The following is a 13,629-nucleotide window of genomic DNA, read 5'->3' on the forward strand; positions in this document are numbered from 1 at the left end:
ATGTTCTGCATCATGGTCTGAAGCCGCCGGGATGGCATAACGTTGCCCTGAGGTGACTGACACCTCCCTCTGGAACGGACAAATCAAAGACAAAGGGAAACTGAAAAATGAACGATAAATGGACGTTTTACAAAGATGAAGCCGGTAAGTGGCGCTGGAGAAGAACTGCCTCTAACGGCAATATTACCGGGGCATCCAGCCAGGGCTATGTCAACAAGGCTGACTGCATCGACAATGCACGACGTAATGGCTACACGGGCTGATCGCCTGATCTGGTAATCCCGCCCCCGGTCGGAAACGGTCGGGGGTTTTTCTTTTGGGCAGGAAAATAGTATAAGTAGTGGCGCAATCGTTCGTCTTTTCTCTTGATATCTCCCGCTGTCTGCACGCTGGCTGTTGCCGCCTCACCGGATGACCTGCTGCGGTAAGTTCATCGGCACGCGCAAACCTGCCAGTCTGAACACAGTATGAAATATTAAGGCGATATAACGGGATTAAGGCAATGAATGTTCAGAAAAAAACGAAATTTTTCTGCTACGCTGCCACCCGACTCTGATGATAATAAATGGGGATTACAATGCGGATTAACCTCTTGCCCGGCCTGATCGCTGGCGCGGTATTGCTGGCGGGCTGCAGCAGCTCTACGCAACTCTCTTCAGCCGGACAGCGCGTGACTTTTACCGATCAGCAGCCTGCCAGCACCTGTCAGCTTCTGGGTAACATCACCGGCTCACAGAGCAACTGGCTGAGCGGTGCGGGCGGCGAAACCAGCGCACTGCGCGGTGCGGCCAATGACCTGCGTAACCGCGCAGCGGAAATGGGCGGCAACGTGATTTATGGTGCGACCAGCCCGACGCAGAATCTGCTGTCCGCGTTTGCGCCACTCGACAGCAAAATGAGCGGTCAGGTCTATAAGTGCCCGTAATCTGAAGCAGGCATTCTGTCCCATCGGCCAGCCAGTTGCTGGCCGTTTTTATTCCTGCCGTAGCTGCAGATCTAACGGCGTTTTGCTGGGCTCGCCGCCAATCTCACGCGCCAGCTTCGGCACCAGATAGCCGGAAACCTGAGCCAGAAGTGTCCGCACCAGCTGACGAGCCTCGTCATCAGAAACAAAAAAGTGCGCGGCGCCCTGCACCTTATCCAGTACGTGCAGATAGTAGGGCAGAATGCCGGCATCAAACAGAGCGTTGCTAAGGGTGGCCAGCGTCTGCGCATTATCGTTGATGCCGCGCAGCAACACGCTCTGATTCAGCAGCGTCACACCGGCCCGTTTCAGGCTGCGCATCGCCGCACGCAATTCCTCATCGATTTCCTGTGCGTGGTTGATGTGCGTCACCATCACAACCTGAAGACGCGTCTCGCTAAGCATCTGACAAAGCGGGTCGGTGATGCGCGCTGGTATCACCACCGGCAGGCGGCTGTGTATACGCAGCCGTTTCAGATGCGGGATCTGCGCCAGCGCGGCGATCAGCCAGGCCAGCTCATGATCTTTTGCCATCAGCGGATCGCCACCGGAAAAGATGATCTCATCCAGCTCCGGATGGGCGGCAATATAGTCCAGCGCCGCCTGCCAGCTGCGCTTATTGCCGGGGTTATCCTGATAGGGGAAATGACGGCGGAAGCAGTAGCGGCAGTTGACGGCGCAGCCGCCTTTTACCAGCAACAGCGCCCGGTTCCGGTATTTATGTAGCAGTCCGGGCACAACGTTGCTTTGTTCATCGAGCGGATCGGTGCTATAACCGGGCGCATCGATGAATTCCTGGCGACGGGTTAACACCTGAAGCAGCAGCGGGTCGTGCGCATCGCCCTTTTTCATCCGGCGGATGAAGGCATGCGGAACACGCAGGGCGAAAAGACGTCGCGCATCTGCACCTTCAGCCAGCTCTGTGTGCTGATCAAGGGCTAAAATTCGCAGTAATTCATCAGGTTCGGTGACAACATCTGCAAGTTGCTGCAACCAATCTTCTCTGGAAGGTGTTTTTAGGGTTACAATGTGTGCCATTTTTTTGGCTTAGTACCAGTGTCAATTTTCGTAGAGGGCCTTCATGGCGACTTATTCTAGCAACGATTTCCGTCCCGGTCTTAAAATCATGTTCGAAGGCGAACCTTATGCCATCGAATCCAGTGAGTTCGTTAAACCGGGTAAAGGCCAGGCCTTCGCACGCGTTAAAATGCGTCGCCTGCTGACAGGTTCTCGCGTTGAGAAAACCTTTAAATCGACCGACTCTGCCGAAGGCGCAGACGTGGTTGATACCAACCTGAACTACCTGTACAACGACGGTGAGTTCTACCACTTCATGCATCCGGAAAGCTTTGAGCAGTTCCCGGTTGAAGAGAAGACCGTGAGCGATGCAGCAAAATGGCTGCAGGATAATGCGGAGTGTATCGTTACGCTGTGGAACGGTCGTCCAATCGCTGTTCAGCCGCCGAACTTTATCGAAGCTGAAGTCGTTGAAACCGATCCAGGCCTGAAAGGCGACACCGCAGGTACTGGTGGCAAGCCCGCTAAACTCTCTACCGGCGCGGTAGTGAAAGTGCCACTGTTCGTACAAGAGGGCGAAGTGGTGAAAGTTGACACCCGCTCTGGCGAATACGTGTCACGCGTAAAATAAGTTTCGCAGGCGCATCTTCGGATGCGCCTTTTTCTTGTCTGAGAGAAAAAATGTTCAAGCTGGCAAAATTAATCGCGTTCGCGTTGCTGGTCTCCTCTGCATTAAGTGCCTGCAACACATTCCACGGATTTGGCGAAGATGTCTCCCACCTGGGCGGTGCCATTTCGCGCGCGGCAAAATGACCTTAACGGATAGTCCTTTTTACTGTTCTGACGACAGCAACCGGCAGAAATCCGGCTATGCTTATAACGCTGTACTTTACATCCATCAAAAAGGACATTGTCATGTTAAAGAAAAGTATTGCCGCGATCTTCTCTGTACTGGTGCTCTCTTCTCTGCTGACGGCGTGTAACACCACACGTGGCGTCGGTGAAGATGTCGAAGCGGGTGGCCAGGCAATTCAGAACAGCACGAAGTAACCTGTTATCCCAACCGGTACGAAAGGCTTTTCGTACCGGCTTGTCAGCCCGCCGCCTCTTTCTGTTTTACCCAGATTAACTCTTCCACCGGGAAGCCATCCCGACGCGCCTGCTCAATCAGCTTCTCTTTTACGCCCGGTTCCAGTTGGGGTGTGCGTGACAGTATCCAGAGATAGTGACGATTCGGGCCACACACCATTGCATAGCGGTAGTCGGGATCGAGGGCGATAACGTTGTAGCCGCCGTAGAAGGGGCCGAAGAAAGAGACTTTCAGCGAGGCGCGCTGTGGATCACCAGTAAAGTACGCTTTACCGACGCTCTCCTGCCAGCGCTGCTTTTTGGCGTTATAGCCGCGATTGATCACTTTCAGGCCGCCATCCTCGCGCGGGCTGTAGTTTGCCGTGACCTGTTCCAGGCCGCGCTCAAAGGGGTGATTGAGGCGGGCAATCTCATACCACTGACCGAGGTAACGCTGGCTGTCAAAGTTTTCCACGACCGTAACGTTTTTGGGTGGCGTGGTGCTACAGGCGACAGAGAGAAAAGCACTCAGGCTGGCAATAACGGTTTTCCATGGAGACATAGCAGGATTCCTTTGTGATTTAACCGCTTAAGTATAGAAGCCGAAACGCGTTTTTTGGCGGCGCAGGCGCGAGATTGTTTGCCACAGACATTGCAGGTAGACTGCCTCCCCTCATTTGCATCAGGAGTCATCACCATGAGCGAAACGGCAAGCTGGCAACCAAGCGCATCCATCGCCAATTTGTTAAAACGCGCCGCTATTTTAGCAGAAGTGCGTCGTTTCTTTGCCGATCGCGGCGTGCTGGAAGTGGATACGCCGGCGATGAGCCAGGCCACTATTACCGATATCCATCTGGTGCCTTTCCAGACGCGATTTGTCGGCCCTGGCGCGGCGCAGGGACGCGATCTCTGGCTGATGACCAGCCCGGAATACCACATGAAGCGGCTGCTGGCGGCGGGCAGTGGCCCAATCTATCAGATGGGGCGCAGCTTCCGTAATGAAGAGGCGGGACGACATCATAATCCGGAATTCACCATGCTGGAGTGGTATCGGCCGCACTACGATATGTACCGTCTGATGAATGAAGTCGACGATCTGCTGCAGCAGGTGCTGGAGTGCGACAGCGCAGAGTCGCTTTCCTATCAGCAGGCCTTTATCCGTCATCTGGAACTGGATCCGCTTTCTGCGGATAAAGCGCAGTTGCGCGAAGCGGCAGAGAAGCTGGGTGAAGGTGAGCTGGCGCGAGCTGAAGACGATCGCGATACGCTGCTGATGCTGCTGTTTATGCTGGGTGTCGAACCGAAGATTGGTCAGGACAAGCCCTGCTTTGTGTACCATTTCCCGGCCAGTCAGGCTGCTCTGGCAGAGATCAGCACTGAGGATCACCGCGTGGCTGAACGCTTTGAGGTCTATTACAAAGGCATCGAGCTGGCCAACGGATTCCGTGAACTGACCGATAGCCGTGAGCAGCGGCAGCGCTTTGAGCAGGATAACCGTCGCCGTGCGGCGCGGGGTCTGCCCGTCCATCCTATTGATACCTATCTGCTGGATGCGCTGGCGCATGGAATGCCTGCCTGTTCTGGCGTGGCACTGGGCGTTGACCGCCTGATTATGCTGGCGCTGAAAGCGGAGTCATTGAGTGAGGTGATCGCGTTTCCGGTGGATCGTTGCTAATCAGTTATCTGCAAACGATGACGGATTACGGCGGAAGGGATGGCCCGGCTGAAGAGCAAAGCGTCCGAGCCAGGATAGCGAGGCCGATTGCCAGGGATGGCGGCTTTCTTTGCGATTAGCCGGGCCATCCCTGACCTTGCACGGATGTTCAGTTAGCTGCTGCTGTCCGGAAACTCCTGAATGGTCACCGGCAGCGTCAGCGTCTGATCGTTGCGCAGCACCTGTACATCAATCACTGAACCCGGACGAATCTCCGCCACCTGATCCATCGTCTCCTGCGCGGAGATGGCCGGTTTGCCGTTCACGCTAAGCAGAACGTCATTGGTCTGAATCCCGGCTTTATCCGCAGGTCCGTCTGGCGTAATCCCACTGACAATAATGCCCTGAACCCGATCCAGATTGCTGCCCTGGCCATGCAGGGGGGGATTTCACGCCCGGTAATACCGATATAGCCACGGATGACCCGGCCATCGCGAATCAGCTTATCCATAATTTTCGAGGCAAGAACGGTAGGAATGGCGAAACCGATTCCTTCCGGCGTTTCGCCGTCATTACTTTTATCGAAGGTCAGGGTATTGATGCCCATCAGTTCACCCAGCGAGTTGATCAGCGCACCGCCGGAGTTACCCTGATTGATTGACGCATCCGTCTGCAGGAAGTTCTGCCGGCCTGAAGAGCTCAGCCCCACCCGGCCTGTTGCACTGATAATACCCTGCGTCACCGTCTGACCCAGGTTGTAGGGATTGCCAATCGCCATGACCACATCGCCGATATGCGCCTGACGGTTTGGATTGATCGGAATCACGGGCAGACCGGAAGCCGTGATCTTCAGCACCGCCAGATCGGTCATGCCGTCGGACCCCACCAGCGTTGCCTCAAAGAAGCGGCCATCCTGCAGCGCCACAATAATCTGGTCGGCATTATTGATGACGTGCTTATTGGTCAGGATGTAGCCTTTTGCATTCATGATCACCCCGGAACCCAGAGTGGTGATGCCGCGATTGTTGTTGCCGTGGGCGCTGCGATTGTACACGTTAACAACGGCGGGCACGGCGCGGCGCACCCCCTGATTGAAGCTAAAGGGCGTTTCGTCGTTGCTGTCTTCGTGGTTATAGAGGGCGTCGCTGCCCATACGCAGTGCAGGCAGTGCTGCGAGTAAAATACCCGCTACAATCAGGCCCAGCACCACGGAACGCAAAAGTTTAAGAAACATGGTGTTAAATCACGCCAGGGGAGATCGCAGGGGAGAATAGCATGAGAGCGGCGGACACACACGCGCTTGTGTCCGCCGTAATGCGAGGCTTATCTCAACAACAGATAGATACTTTCATCGCCGCGCACCACATTCAGTGCCAGAACCGGCGGTTTGCCTTCCAGAATTTTGCGCATTTCTGCAAGGGTCTGAACCCGGTTGCGGTTAACGCCGATAATTACATCATCTTTCTGCAGACCAACCTGTTCAGCTGGCGTGCCTTTTTCGATGGTGTCGACCTTCACGCCTTTGTCGCCGGTTTTCGTCTGTCCGTCACTCAGTGTGGCACCCTGAAGGGCGGGTGACATCAGCTGTGCGCTGGCGGTGGACTGTGCGCTTTGCTCCAGCGTCACGGTTACGGTTAACGGCTTGCCGTCACGTAGCAGACCGAGCTTAACCTGTTCGCCTGGCGGTGTGGTGCCGACTTTTACGCGCAGCTCAGCAAAGCTGGTAATTGGCTTATCGTTAATTGACGTAATGATATCGCCAGACTTCACGCCCGCTTTCTGTGCGGCAGACTGCGGTAACACTTCTGAAACGAATGCGCCACGCTGTGCATCGACATTGAAGGCTTTAGCCATGTCCGCCGTCATTTCAGTGCCTTTAATGCCCAGCTGACCACGCTTCACTTCACCAAATTTGATCAGCTGCTGCGCGAGGTTCATTGCCATATCGCTCGGAATAGCAAAGCCGATGCCGATATTGCCGCCGCTGGAGGCGAGAATGGCCGTGTTGATGCCGATCATTTCACCGTTGAGGTTCACCAGCGCACCGCCTGAGTTACCGCGGTTAATCGCGGCATCGGTCTGGATAAAGTTTTCCAGCCCTTCCAGGTTCAGGCCACTGCGACCCAGTGCTGAGATAATCCCTGAGGTCGCCGTCTGACCCAGACCAAACGGGTTACCGATCGCCACCGCGAAATCACCCACTTTCAGCTGGTCAGAGTCCGCGACTTTAACCTGTGTGAGGTTTTTCGCGCCCTGAATCTGGATCAGCGCGATATCGGTCTGCTCATCATGGCCGATCAGTCTGGCTTCATATTCGCTGCCGTCGCCCAGCTGAACATTAATTTTGTCTGCGCCATTGACCACATGATTATTGGTCAGCACATAGCCTTTGGCGGCATCAATAATCACGCCAGAACCCAGCCCCTCGAAAGGCTGCGGCTGGCTGTTTCCGCCAGGCATCTGACCGAAAAAGCGTTTCAGCGGCTCAGGAATATCCTGCGCCTGCGCATTGGTATCGGTGCCTTCAACATGAACACTGACCACGGCAGGTAACACTTTTTCCAGCATCGGGGCCAGACTCGGCAGCGGCTGATCCGCAACCTGTGCAGGCAGCGTGGCCATCGCGCCTGGTGCGGCGGCAAGGCTCATCCCGATACTCAAGGCTAATGCGCTAAACAGGCGTGTTTGTTTTTTCATTGCTACAACGCTCTCGCTGCAAAATGTGGGAGGAAGTAATGAGTGTGACAGTCGTTTGTGGTCAGGGTTCGCAAAAACAGCGGGCGCAGACAGGCTGCGCCCCAAAAAGATTAGTCGCGGGCAGGGCGTTCGCCACGCAGTAAACCGGACGCGCCTTCAGAATAGTCACGCGGCATCTGCACCGGTGCCTGATCGTTGTCTGCTTCGGCCTCAGTCAGCTGATAGGCAAACGGATTTTTCTGGCCAGGCAGATTTGGCAGCAGATCATTCGAGCCTTTTGCCATGTGCTGATAAAGCTGACGATAGTCGCGCGCCATGTTATCCAGCAGCTCTGCGCTCTGCGCAAAGTGGTTGGTCAGCTCTTCGCGATAATCGGCCAGCTCCGCCTTCGATTTTTCCAGCTCATACTGCATGCTGCGCTGCTCGCGCAGCTTTCTGTTGCCAAAACGCATGGCGACTGCGCCGACAATAATACCTACCACTAAACCAATTAGCCCGTATTCCCAGGTCATAATGACTCCCGTGTTATTTCCATTGTTCCGTAGGGCATTGCACCATTTCAATAATAGTCACTATACCCGTTAATCTTATGGTTGTGGAACTCCGGAGCAGCATGGCTTAGTGTAGAACGGCCTTTTTTTCAGCAACCGTGGTATGAATCTGACACCATTCAGGGACTTTGAAACAACAATGCAAACCTCAACTCCGCTTGCACGCTATGAGCAGGCGCTGTCGCAGGGCGAATTCAGGCCCGATGACGTACAACGCGAAGCCATTACCCGTTTAGACGCGCTGCAACAGGCGCTGATCGCCCGACAGCAATCTGCTATGCCAGCTGCCTCTGGCCTGCTGGGGCGCCTGTCAAAATTGATTGGCAAAGAGAAAAATGCGACACCAGAGCCGGTGCGTGGGCTCTATATGTGGGGCGGGGTCGGCCGCGGAAAAACCTGGGTCATGGATCTCTTTTTTCAGTCGATTCCTGGCGATCGCAAACTGCGTCTGCACTTCCACCGCTTTATGCTGCGGGTGCATGAGGAGCTGACGCAGCTTCAGGGGCAGAGTGACCCGTTACTGATCATCGCGGACAGGTTTAAAGCCGAAACGGACATTCTCTGTTTTGATGAGTTTTTTGTCTCGGACATTACCGATGCGATGCTGCTTGGTACGCTGATGGAAGCCCTGTTCGAGCGGGGTATTGCCCTGGTCGCGACGTCGAACATTCCGCCGGACGATCTCTATCGCAATGGTCTGCAGCGCGCGCGCTTCCTGCCAGCGATTGAACAGATCAAACGTCACTGCGATGTCATGAATGTCGATGCCGGAATTGACTACCGGCTGCGTACGCTGACCTCCGCGCACCTCTGGAACTATCCGCTGAACAGCGAAACCCATGCTGAAATGACACGGATGTTCAGTGCGCTGTCCGGCAGTAAGCCTGACGCGGCGCCAGTGCTGGAAATTAATCATCGCCAGATGGCAACCCTGGGCGTCAGCGATGGCGTGCTGGCCATTAATTTCACCACACTGTGCGGAGAGGGGCGCAGCCAGCATGACTACATTGCGCTGTCACGCCGTTTTCACAGCGTGCTGCTCTATGATGTTCCGGTGATGATTTACAAAACAGAGGATCAGGCGCGCCGTTTTCTGGCGCTGGTTGATGAATTCTATGAGCGCCATGTGAAGCTGGTCGTGGCCGCAGAAACCTCCCTGACCGAGATCTATCAGGGTACGCGGCTGAAGTTTGAGTATCAGCGCTGCTTATCCCGGCTTCAGGAGATGCAGAGCGAAGAGTATCTGCGTTTACCGCACCTGCCGTGAGAATAATCAGGATAAATACCGAAATAGGGTTCGATTTTTGTTATCGACTTCTCTATAATCTTGCGACCCCACGTTACAGCAAAGGATTTTTTTCCCAAATCCTCTGTGTTCCAGTAACTCTATCCGAAGGGGTGGCTTGCTGGTCAAAATGGTCGTGTGAGCCTCATTCGTTTACTTAAGCGTTTGGGATTTCACCAACGTGTAACTTAATTTGGGTAAGCTTTTCGATGAAAACTTTTACAGCTAAACCAGAAACCGTCCAACGTGACTGGTTTGTAGTTGACGCAACAGGCAAAACTTTGGGTCGCCTGGCGACTGAACTGGCGCGCCGTCTGCGTGGTAAGCATAAAGCGGAATACACTCCGCATGTTGATACCGGTGATTACATCATCGTCCTGAACGCAGACAAAGTTGCTGTTACCGGCAACAAGCGTACTGACAAGATCTACTATCACCACACCGGCCACATCGGTGGTATCAAACAGGCGACCTTTGAAGAGATGATTGCTCGCCGTCCTGAGCGTGTGATTGAGATCGCGGTTAAAGGCATGCTGCCGAAGGGCCCGCTGGGTCGTGCTATGTACCGTAAACTGAAAGTTTACGCAGGCAACGAGCACAACCATGCGGCACAGCAACCGCAAGTTCTTGACATTTAATCGGGATTAAAGGCAATGGCTGAAACTCAAAACTACGGCACTGGTCGCCGCAAAAGCTCTACCGCTCGCGTATTCATTAAGCCGGGTAGCGGTAACATCGTAATTAACCAACGTTCTCTGGAACAGTACTTCGGTCGCGAAACTGCCCGCATGGTCGTTCGTCAGCCGCTTGAACTGCTGGACCTGGTTGGTAAATTCGATCTGTATGTCACTGTTAAAGGTGGCGGTATTTCTGGTCAGGCTGGTGCGATCCGTCACGGTATCACCCGCGCTCTGATGGAATACGACGAATCACTGCGTGGCGAGCTGCGTAAAGCTGGCTTCGTAACGCGTGATGCGCGTCAGGTTGAACGTAAGAAAGTCGGCCTGCGTAAAGCACGTCGTCGTCCTCAGTTCTCCAAGCGTTAATTGTTTGCAGCTCCGGCTGCATCAGTTGGCACAAAAAACCCGCTTCGGCGGGTTTTTTATTTTCTGCTTTCCGCCGGATGCCGCGCAAAAATCGCAACTACGCGCTCAATTTAACTGCAAAGATACATTCCACGCCCACAAGCAGCCTAAAATCTGGTAAACTCTGTGTCACTTTGCGCCCGCAGGCCGGTGCGTTGTGCGCCTCCCCACTGTCGGGGCGTCAGTATCTGTGGGGCAGCTAACCAGGTTGCGTGCGAGTTCGATGAGCAAGTGAGTCGCCGTGTGGTTGGCCATTCGCAGTATCTTTTTGTGAACAAACTTGGAGGTTTTCATGGCTGTCGCTGCCAACAAACGTTCGGTAATGACGCTGTTTTCTGGTCCTACTGACATTTTCAGCCACCAGGTTCGTATCGTCCTGGCGGAAAAGGGTGTCAGCGTAGAGATCGAGCAGGTCGAAATGGATAACCTGCCGCAGGATCTGATTGACCTCAATCCGTATCGCACGGTACCGACGCTGGTAGATCGTGAGCTGACGCTGTATGAATCACGCATCATTATGGAATATCTTGATGAGCGTTTCCCGCATCCACCTCTGATGCCGGTTTATCCGGTTGCCCGCGGTGACAGTCGTCTGATGATGCACCGCATCGAGCAGGACTGGTACAGCCTGATGCGTAAAGTCGAGAACAGCAGCGGTCAGGAAGCGGAAGCTGCGCGCAAGCAACTGCGTGAAGAGCTGCTGGCCATCGCCCCCCTGTTTAGTCGTACGCCTTACTTCATGAGCGAAGAGTTCAGCCTGGTGGATTGCTACCTGGCACCATTGTTATGGCGTCTGCCTTCTATGGGCATCGATCTGATTGGCTCTGGTTCAAAAGAGCTGAAAGGTTATATGAACCGCGTATTTGAGCGTGACTCTTTCCTTGCTTCATTGACTGAAGCTGAACGTGAAATGCGCCTGCAAGCCCGGGCTTAACGTATGGAAATGTCGCAACTGACTGCACGTCGTCCCTATCTGCTGCGCGCCTTTTATGACTGGTTGCTCGATAACCAGCTGACGCCGCATCTGGTGGTCGATATTAATCTGCCAGGTGTGCAGGTGCCGCTGGAGTATGCGCGTGATGGGCAGATCGTTCTGAACATCGCGCCACGCGCCGTAGGCAATCTGGATCTGGCCAACGATCAGGTGTCGTTTAATGCCCGCTTTGGCGGCGTGCCACGCCAGGTGAATGTGCCGATGGCGGCGATTCTGGCTATTTATGCGCGTGAAAACGGTGCCGGAACGATGTTCGAACCGGAACCGGCTTACGAGCTGGGTACGCAGGAGATGTCAGAAGGGCAGGAAGAGACCATGATGTCCGTGATTGATGGCGATCGTCCTGACGATGCCAGCGATGACGAGACACCCCCTGACGACGATCCGCCGCCGCGTGGCGGACGACCTTCACTGCGCGTAGTGAAATAGTCGTCATCTCATCGTAAATACCCGTCTGACCGGCGGGTATTTTTTTGCCTGTCAGCCAGAAAAAAATCCGGCTGCCTGCGCAAGCCGGATTTTCTCAGCAGACCGTCGCGATCAATAGACGTCGCGCAGGTAGCGTTTTTCCTTTTTCAGCTGGTCGATGTAGTCTGCCGCGCGCTCGGTAGAGAGCCCGCCAAACTGCCGGACGACTTCATACAGCGCGTTATCCACATCCTTCGCCATGCGCGAGGCATCGCCACAGACATAGAAGTAAGCCCCTTCCTGCAGCCAGGCGTAGAGTTCGGCACCCTGCTCAAGCATCCGGCTCTGCACGTAGATTTTCTTTTCCTGATCGCGTGAGAACGCCAGATCCAGACGGGTCAGGAGGCCGCTATCGCGCCAGGTCAGCAACTCATCCTGATAGATAAAGTCATGTTCCTGATGCTGATCGCCGAAGAACAGCCAGTTTTTACCCTGTGCGCCGGTTGCCTGGCGCTCCTGCAGGAAGGCACGGAATGGCGCGATGCCGGTGCCCGGTCCCACCATGATCAGTGGCGCGCTATTGTTAGCCGGTACACGGAACGCCTTGTTAGGTGAGATAAAAATAGCGGGCTTCTCGCCGCGACGTACGCGCTCGGCCAGATAGGTCGAACAGACACCACCGCGATTGCGGCCACCGCTGTGGTATCGTACCGACGCCACGGTCAGATGAACCTGGTCCGGATGCGCTTTCGAGCTGGAGGAAATTGAGTAGGCGCGATGCTGTAGCGGACGCAGCAGGGCAACAAATTCAGGCACCGCCAGCGAGCGTGTCAGCTCGAGCTGCAGCAGGTCGAGGGTATCTTTTCCCCACAGCCAGACGCCCAGCGCATCTTTATCGTCATGCTGCAACACATGACGCAGCTCCTGGTTAGTCGTGTTCTGACCGACCCATTCGATTAACTTGCGCGATGGCTCGGAGATCTCGAACTGGTAGGTCAGCAGGTCGCCCAGACTGCGGTCAAAGCCCGGTACTGGCGTCTGGTAGTCCGCGTTGAGCTGAGTCAGCAGCAGGCTGACCAGCGATGGCTCGTTGACCGGGATGACACCCAGCGCATCGCCCGCTTCATATTTCAGACCGCTGCCAGCGAGATCAAACTCGAAATGACGAATATCTTTGGCCGACTGGTCACCTGAGAGGCGTTTGTTGGTGATCAGCGCGGCGGCGTACGGATTAGATTTATTGCTGCCCGGGATCACCGGCGCTTCTGGCGCGCTCTCCAGCACGGTGCCACTGCTGCCTGCGCTGGCGGCAAACTGTGGCATGGAGCTGCTCAGCCACTCACTGGAAGGCTCCTCAAAATCGATATCGCAATCAATACGATCCACCACGCGTTTTGCACCCAACTGCTCCAGACGCATATCAATAAATTTACCCGCCTGACAGAAGCCGTCGTAGCCGGTATCACCAATCGCCAGTACGGCGAAGTGCATCTGCTCAAGACGCGGAGCGGTGCTGGCCGAGATGGCATCCCAGAACAGCTGCGCGTTGTCCGGCATTTCGCCTTCACCATAGGTCGAGGTAACGATGAGCACATGACGCATGGTGGCAAACACATCGAGATCGACATCGCCCATTGCCTGAACCACCGGCACCAGACCTTTCGCACGGGCAGATTTCGCTGCGGTCTGCGCCAGTGCCTCAGCGTTACCGGTCTGTGAACCGTAAAGGATATGCAGCTGTGTGGTGGCGGCAGCGCCGGTGCCTGCGGCAGGTTGCTGTTTGTCTTCTAACACCAGCAGTCGGGAGTGAAGACCGGCAAGAAAGCCCGCCAGCCAGTACTTTTGATCGCCGTTAAAAGGTGCATCTTCTGGAATATATGGAATTTTCATGGGTACTTTTACTCAA

The 13,629-nt window shown here is 55.0% G+C and carries 16 protein-coding genes and 1 pseudogene; 11 read left to right on the forward strand and 6 right to left on the reverse strand.

The annotated features are described in order from the left end of the window. The first annotated feature begins 107 nt into the window (after positions 1 to 107). Both ACLHDD_RS17220 and ACLHDD_RS17225 read left to right on the forward strand, forming a co-directional pair. A complete protein-coding gene (locus tag ACLHDD_RS17220) occupies positions 108 to 263 on the forward strand; it encodes a YegP family protein (protein WP_128083968.1) in 156 nt (51 codons plus the stop codon). 314 nt (positions 264 to 577) lie between these two features. Next, positions 578 to 925 carry a DUF4156 domain-containing protein gene (locus ACLHDD_RS17225; RefSeq protein ID WP_128083969.1) on the forward strand — a complete coding sequence of 116 codons (348 nt, stop codon included), beginning with the start codon at positions 578 to 580 and terminating at the stop codon, positions 923 to 925. A gap of 48 nt (positions 926 to 973) precedes the next feature. On the opposite strand, the gene epmB is transcribed toward ACLHDD_RS17225, so the two are convergent. Beyond that, complete coding sequence (gene epmB, locus ACLHDD_RS17230; RefSeq protein ID WP_427105035.1) at positions 974 to 2,002, reverse strand: EF-P beta-lysylation protein EpmB; 1,029 nt, start codon at positions 2,000 to 2,002, stop codon at positions 974 to 976. Positions 2,003 to 2,045: 43 nt separating this feature from the next. Between epmB and efp the strand changes: the two genes are divergently transcribed. From efp to ACLHDD_RS17245, 3 genes are all read left to right on the forward strand, one after another. Continuing rightward, on the forward strand, positions 2,046 to 2,612 hold the full coding sequence (gene efp / locus ACLHDD_RS17235) for an elongation factor P (RefSeq protein ID WP_111142263.1): 567 nt from the start codon (positions 2,046 to 2,048) through the stop codon (positions 2,610 to 2,612). 50 nt (positions 2,613 to 2,662) lie between these two features. Next, complete coding sequence (locus ACLHDD_RS17240; RefSeq protein ID WP_111142262.1) at positions 2,663 to 2,794, forward strand: entericidin A/B family lipoprotein; 132 nt, start codon at positions 2,663 to 2,665, stop codon at positions 2,792 to 2,794. Between the two features lie 102 nt (positions 2,795 to 2,896). Then, complete coding sequence (locus ACLHDD_RS17245; RefSeq protein WP_003848302.1) at positions 2,897 to 3,031, forward strand: entericidin A/B family lipoprotein; 135 nt, start codon at positions 2,897 to 2,899, stop codon at positions 3,029 to 3,031. Positions 3,032 to 3,074: 43 nt separating this feature from the next. Here ACLHDD_RS17245 and ACLHDD_RS17250 read toward each other — a convergent pair whose 3' ends face one another. Further along, positions 3,075 to 3,611 (reverse strand): lipocalin family protein, encoded by a 537-nt coding sequence (locus tag ACLHDD_RS17250; RefSeq protein WP_427105036.1) that lies wholly within the window; start codon positions 3,609 to 3,611, stop codon positions 3,075 to 3,077. A 135-nt stretch (positions 3,612 to 3,746) separates the two neighbouring features. Here ACLHDD_RS17250 and epmA point away from each other — a divergent pair, with 135 nt between their 5' ends. Then, positions 3,747 to 4,724, forward strand: coding sequence for an elongation factor P--(R)-beta-lysine ligase (epmA, locus tag ACLHDD_RS17255; protein WP_427105037.1), 978 nt, complete (start codon positions 3,747 to 3,749; stop codon positions 4,722 to 4,724). A gap of 152 nt (positions 4,725 to 4,876) precedes the next feature. Here epmA and degS read toward each other — a convergent pair. From degS to zapG, 3 genes and pseudogenes are all read right to left on the reverse strand, one after another. Continuing rightward, a pseudogene (gene degS, locus ACLHDD_RS17260) lies at positions 4,877 to 5,937 on the reverse strand (outer membrane-stress sensor serine endopeptidase DegS). 89 nt (positions 5,938 to 6,026) lie between these two features. Beyond that, positions 6,027 to 7,400 carry a serine endoprotease DegQ gene (degQ, locus tag ACLHDD_RS17265; RefSeq protein ID WP_427105038.1) on the reverse strand — a complete coding sequence of 458 codons (1,374 nt, stop codon included), beginning with the start codon at positions 7,398 to 7,400 and terminating at the stop codon, positions 6,027 to 6,029. 110 nt (positions 7,401 to 7,510) lie between these two features. Further along, positions 7,511 to 7,912: a Z-ring associated protein ZapG gene (gene zapG / locus ACLHDD_RS17270; RefSeq protein WP_128083975.1), complete on the reverse strand. Its 402-nt coding sequence runs from the start codon at positions 7,910 to 7,912 to the stop codon at positions 7,511 to 7,513. A 178-nt stretch (positions 7,913 to 8,090) separates the two neighbouring features. Here zapG and zapE point away from each other — a divergent pair, with 178 nt between their 5' ends. The 5 genes from zapE to sspB all read left to right on the forward strand — a co-directional run bounded on the left by zapE (position 8,091) and on the right by sspB (position 11,744). Beyond that, on the forward strand, positions 8,091 to 9,218 hold the full coding sequence (zapE, locus tag ACLHDD_RS17275) for a cell division protein ZapE (protein WP_427105039.1): 1,128 nt from the start codon (positions 8,091 to 8,093) through the stop codon (positions 9,216 to 9,218). 227 nt (positions 9,219 to 9,445) lie between these two features. After that, positions 9,446 to 9,874, forward strand: a complete 429-nt coding sequence (gene rplM / locus ACLHDD_RS17280; protein ID WP_111142167.1) for a 50S ribosomal protein L13 — start codon at positions 9,446 to 9,448, stop codon at positions 9,872 to 9,874. Positions 9,875 to 9,889: 15 nt separating this feature from the next. Next, on the forward strand, positions 9,890 to 10,282 hold the full coding sequence (rpsI, locus tag ACLHDD_RS17285) for a 30S ribosomal protein S9 (protein WP_008925401.1): 393 nt from the start codon (positions 9,890 to 9,892) through the stop codon (positions 10,280 to 10,282). Positions 10,283 to 10,613: 331 nt separating this feature from the next. Then, complete coding sequence (gene sspA, locus ACLHDD_RS17290) at positions 10,614 to 11,255, forward strand: stringent starvation protein SspA (RefSeq protein WP_313652856.1); 642 nt, start codon at positions 10,614 to 10,616, stop codon at positions 11,253 to 11,255. 3 nt (positions 11,256 to 11,258) lie between these two features. Further along, positions 11,259 to 11,744 (forward strand): ClpXP protease specificity-enhancing factor, encoded by a 486-nt coding sequence (gene sspB / locus ACLHDD_RS17295; protein ID WP_313652857.1) that lies wholly within the window; start codon positions 11,259 to 11,261, stop codon positions 11,742 to 11,744. Between the two features lie 111 nt (positions 11,745 to 11,855). On the opposite strand, the gene ACLHDD_RS17300 is transcribed toward sspB, so the two are convergent. Further along, positions 11,856 to 13,613 carry a sulfite reductase subunit alpha gene (locus ACLHDD_RS17300; RefSeq protein WP_427105040.1) on the reverse strand — a complete coding sequence of 586 codons (1,758 nt, stop codon included), beginning with the start codon at positions 13,611 to 13,613 and terminating at the stop codon, positions 11,856 to 11,858. Between the last annotated feature and the right edge of the window lie 16 nt (positions 13,614 to 13,629).

It is taken from the genome of Pantoea sp. NSTU24, assembly GCF_050157905.1.
GTDB lineage: Bacteria > Pseudomonadota > Gammaproteobacteria > Enterobacterales > Enterobacteriaceae > Pantoea.

Bases quoted from the DNA above. Each gene is read 5' to 3' on its own strand.
- ACLHDD_RS17220 (WP_128083968.1), top strand. From the start codon at position 108: ATGAACGATAAATGGACGTTTTACAAAGATGAAGCCGGTAAGTGGCGC.
- ACLHDD_RS17225 (WP_128083969.1), top strand. From the start codon at position 578: ATGCGGATTAACCTCTTGCCCGGCCTGATCGCTGGCGCGGTATTGCTG.
- epmB (WP_427105035.1), bottom strand. From the start codon at position 2,002: ATGGCACACATTGTAACCCTAAAAACACCTTCCAGAGAAGATTGGTTG.
- efp (WP_111142263.1), top strand. From the start codon at position 2,046: ATGGCGACTTATTCTAGCAACGATTTCCGTCCCGGTCTTAAAATCATG.
- ACLHDD_RS17240 (WP_111142262.1), top strand. From the start codon at position 2,663: ATGTTCAAGCTGGCAAAATTAATCGCGTTCGCGTTGCTGGTCTCCTCT.
- ACLHDD_RS17245 (WP_003848302.1), top strand. From the start codon at position 2,897: ATGTTAAAGAAAAGTATTGCCGCGATCTTCTCTGTACTGGTGCTCTCT.
- ACLHDD_RS17250 (WP_427105036.1), bottom strand. From the start codon at position 3,611: ATGTCTCCATGGAAAACCGTTATTGCCAGCCTGAGTGCTTTTCTCTCT.
- epmA (WP_427105037.1), top strand. From the start codon at position 3,747: ATGAGCGAAACGGCAAGCTGGCAACCAAGCGCATCCATCGCCAATTTG.
- degQ (WP_427105038.1), bottom strand. From the start codon at position 7,400: ATGAAAAAACAAACACGCCTGTTTAGCGCATTAGCCTTGAGTATCGGG.
- zapG (WP_128083975.1), bottom strand. From the start codon at position 7,912: ATGACCTGGGAATACGGGCTAATTGGTTTAGTGGTAGGTATTATTGTC.
- zapE (WP_427105039.1), top strand. From the start codon at position 8,091: ATGCAAACCTCAACTCCGCTTGCACGCTATGAGCAGGCGCTGTCGCAG.
- rplM (WP_111142167.1), top strand. From the start codon at position 9,446: ATGAAAACTTTTACAGCTAAACCAGAAACCGTCCAACGTGACTGGTTT.
- rpsI (WP_008925401.1), top strand. From the start codon at position 9,890: ATGGCTGAAACTCAAAACTACGGCACTGGTCGCCGCAAAAGCTCTACC.
- sspA (WP_313652856.1), top strand. From the start codon at position 10,614: ATGGCTGTCGCTGCCAACAAACGTTCGGTAATGACGCTGTTTTCTGGT.
- sspB (WP_313652857.1), top strand. From the start codon at position 11,259: ATGGAAATGTCGCAACTGACTGCACGTCGTCCCTATCTGCTGCGCGCC.
- ACLHDD_RS17300 (WP_427105040.1), bottom strand. From the start codon at position 13,613: ATGAAAATTCCATATATTCCAGAAGATGCACCTTTTAACGGCGATCAA.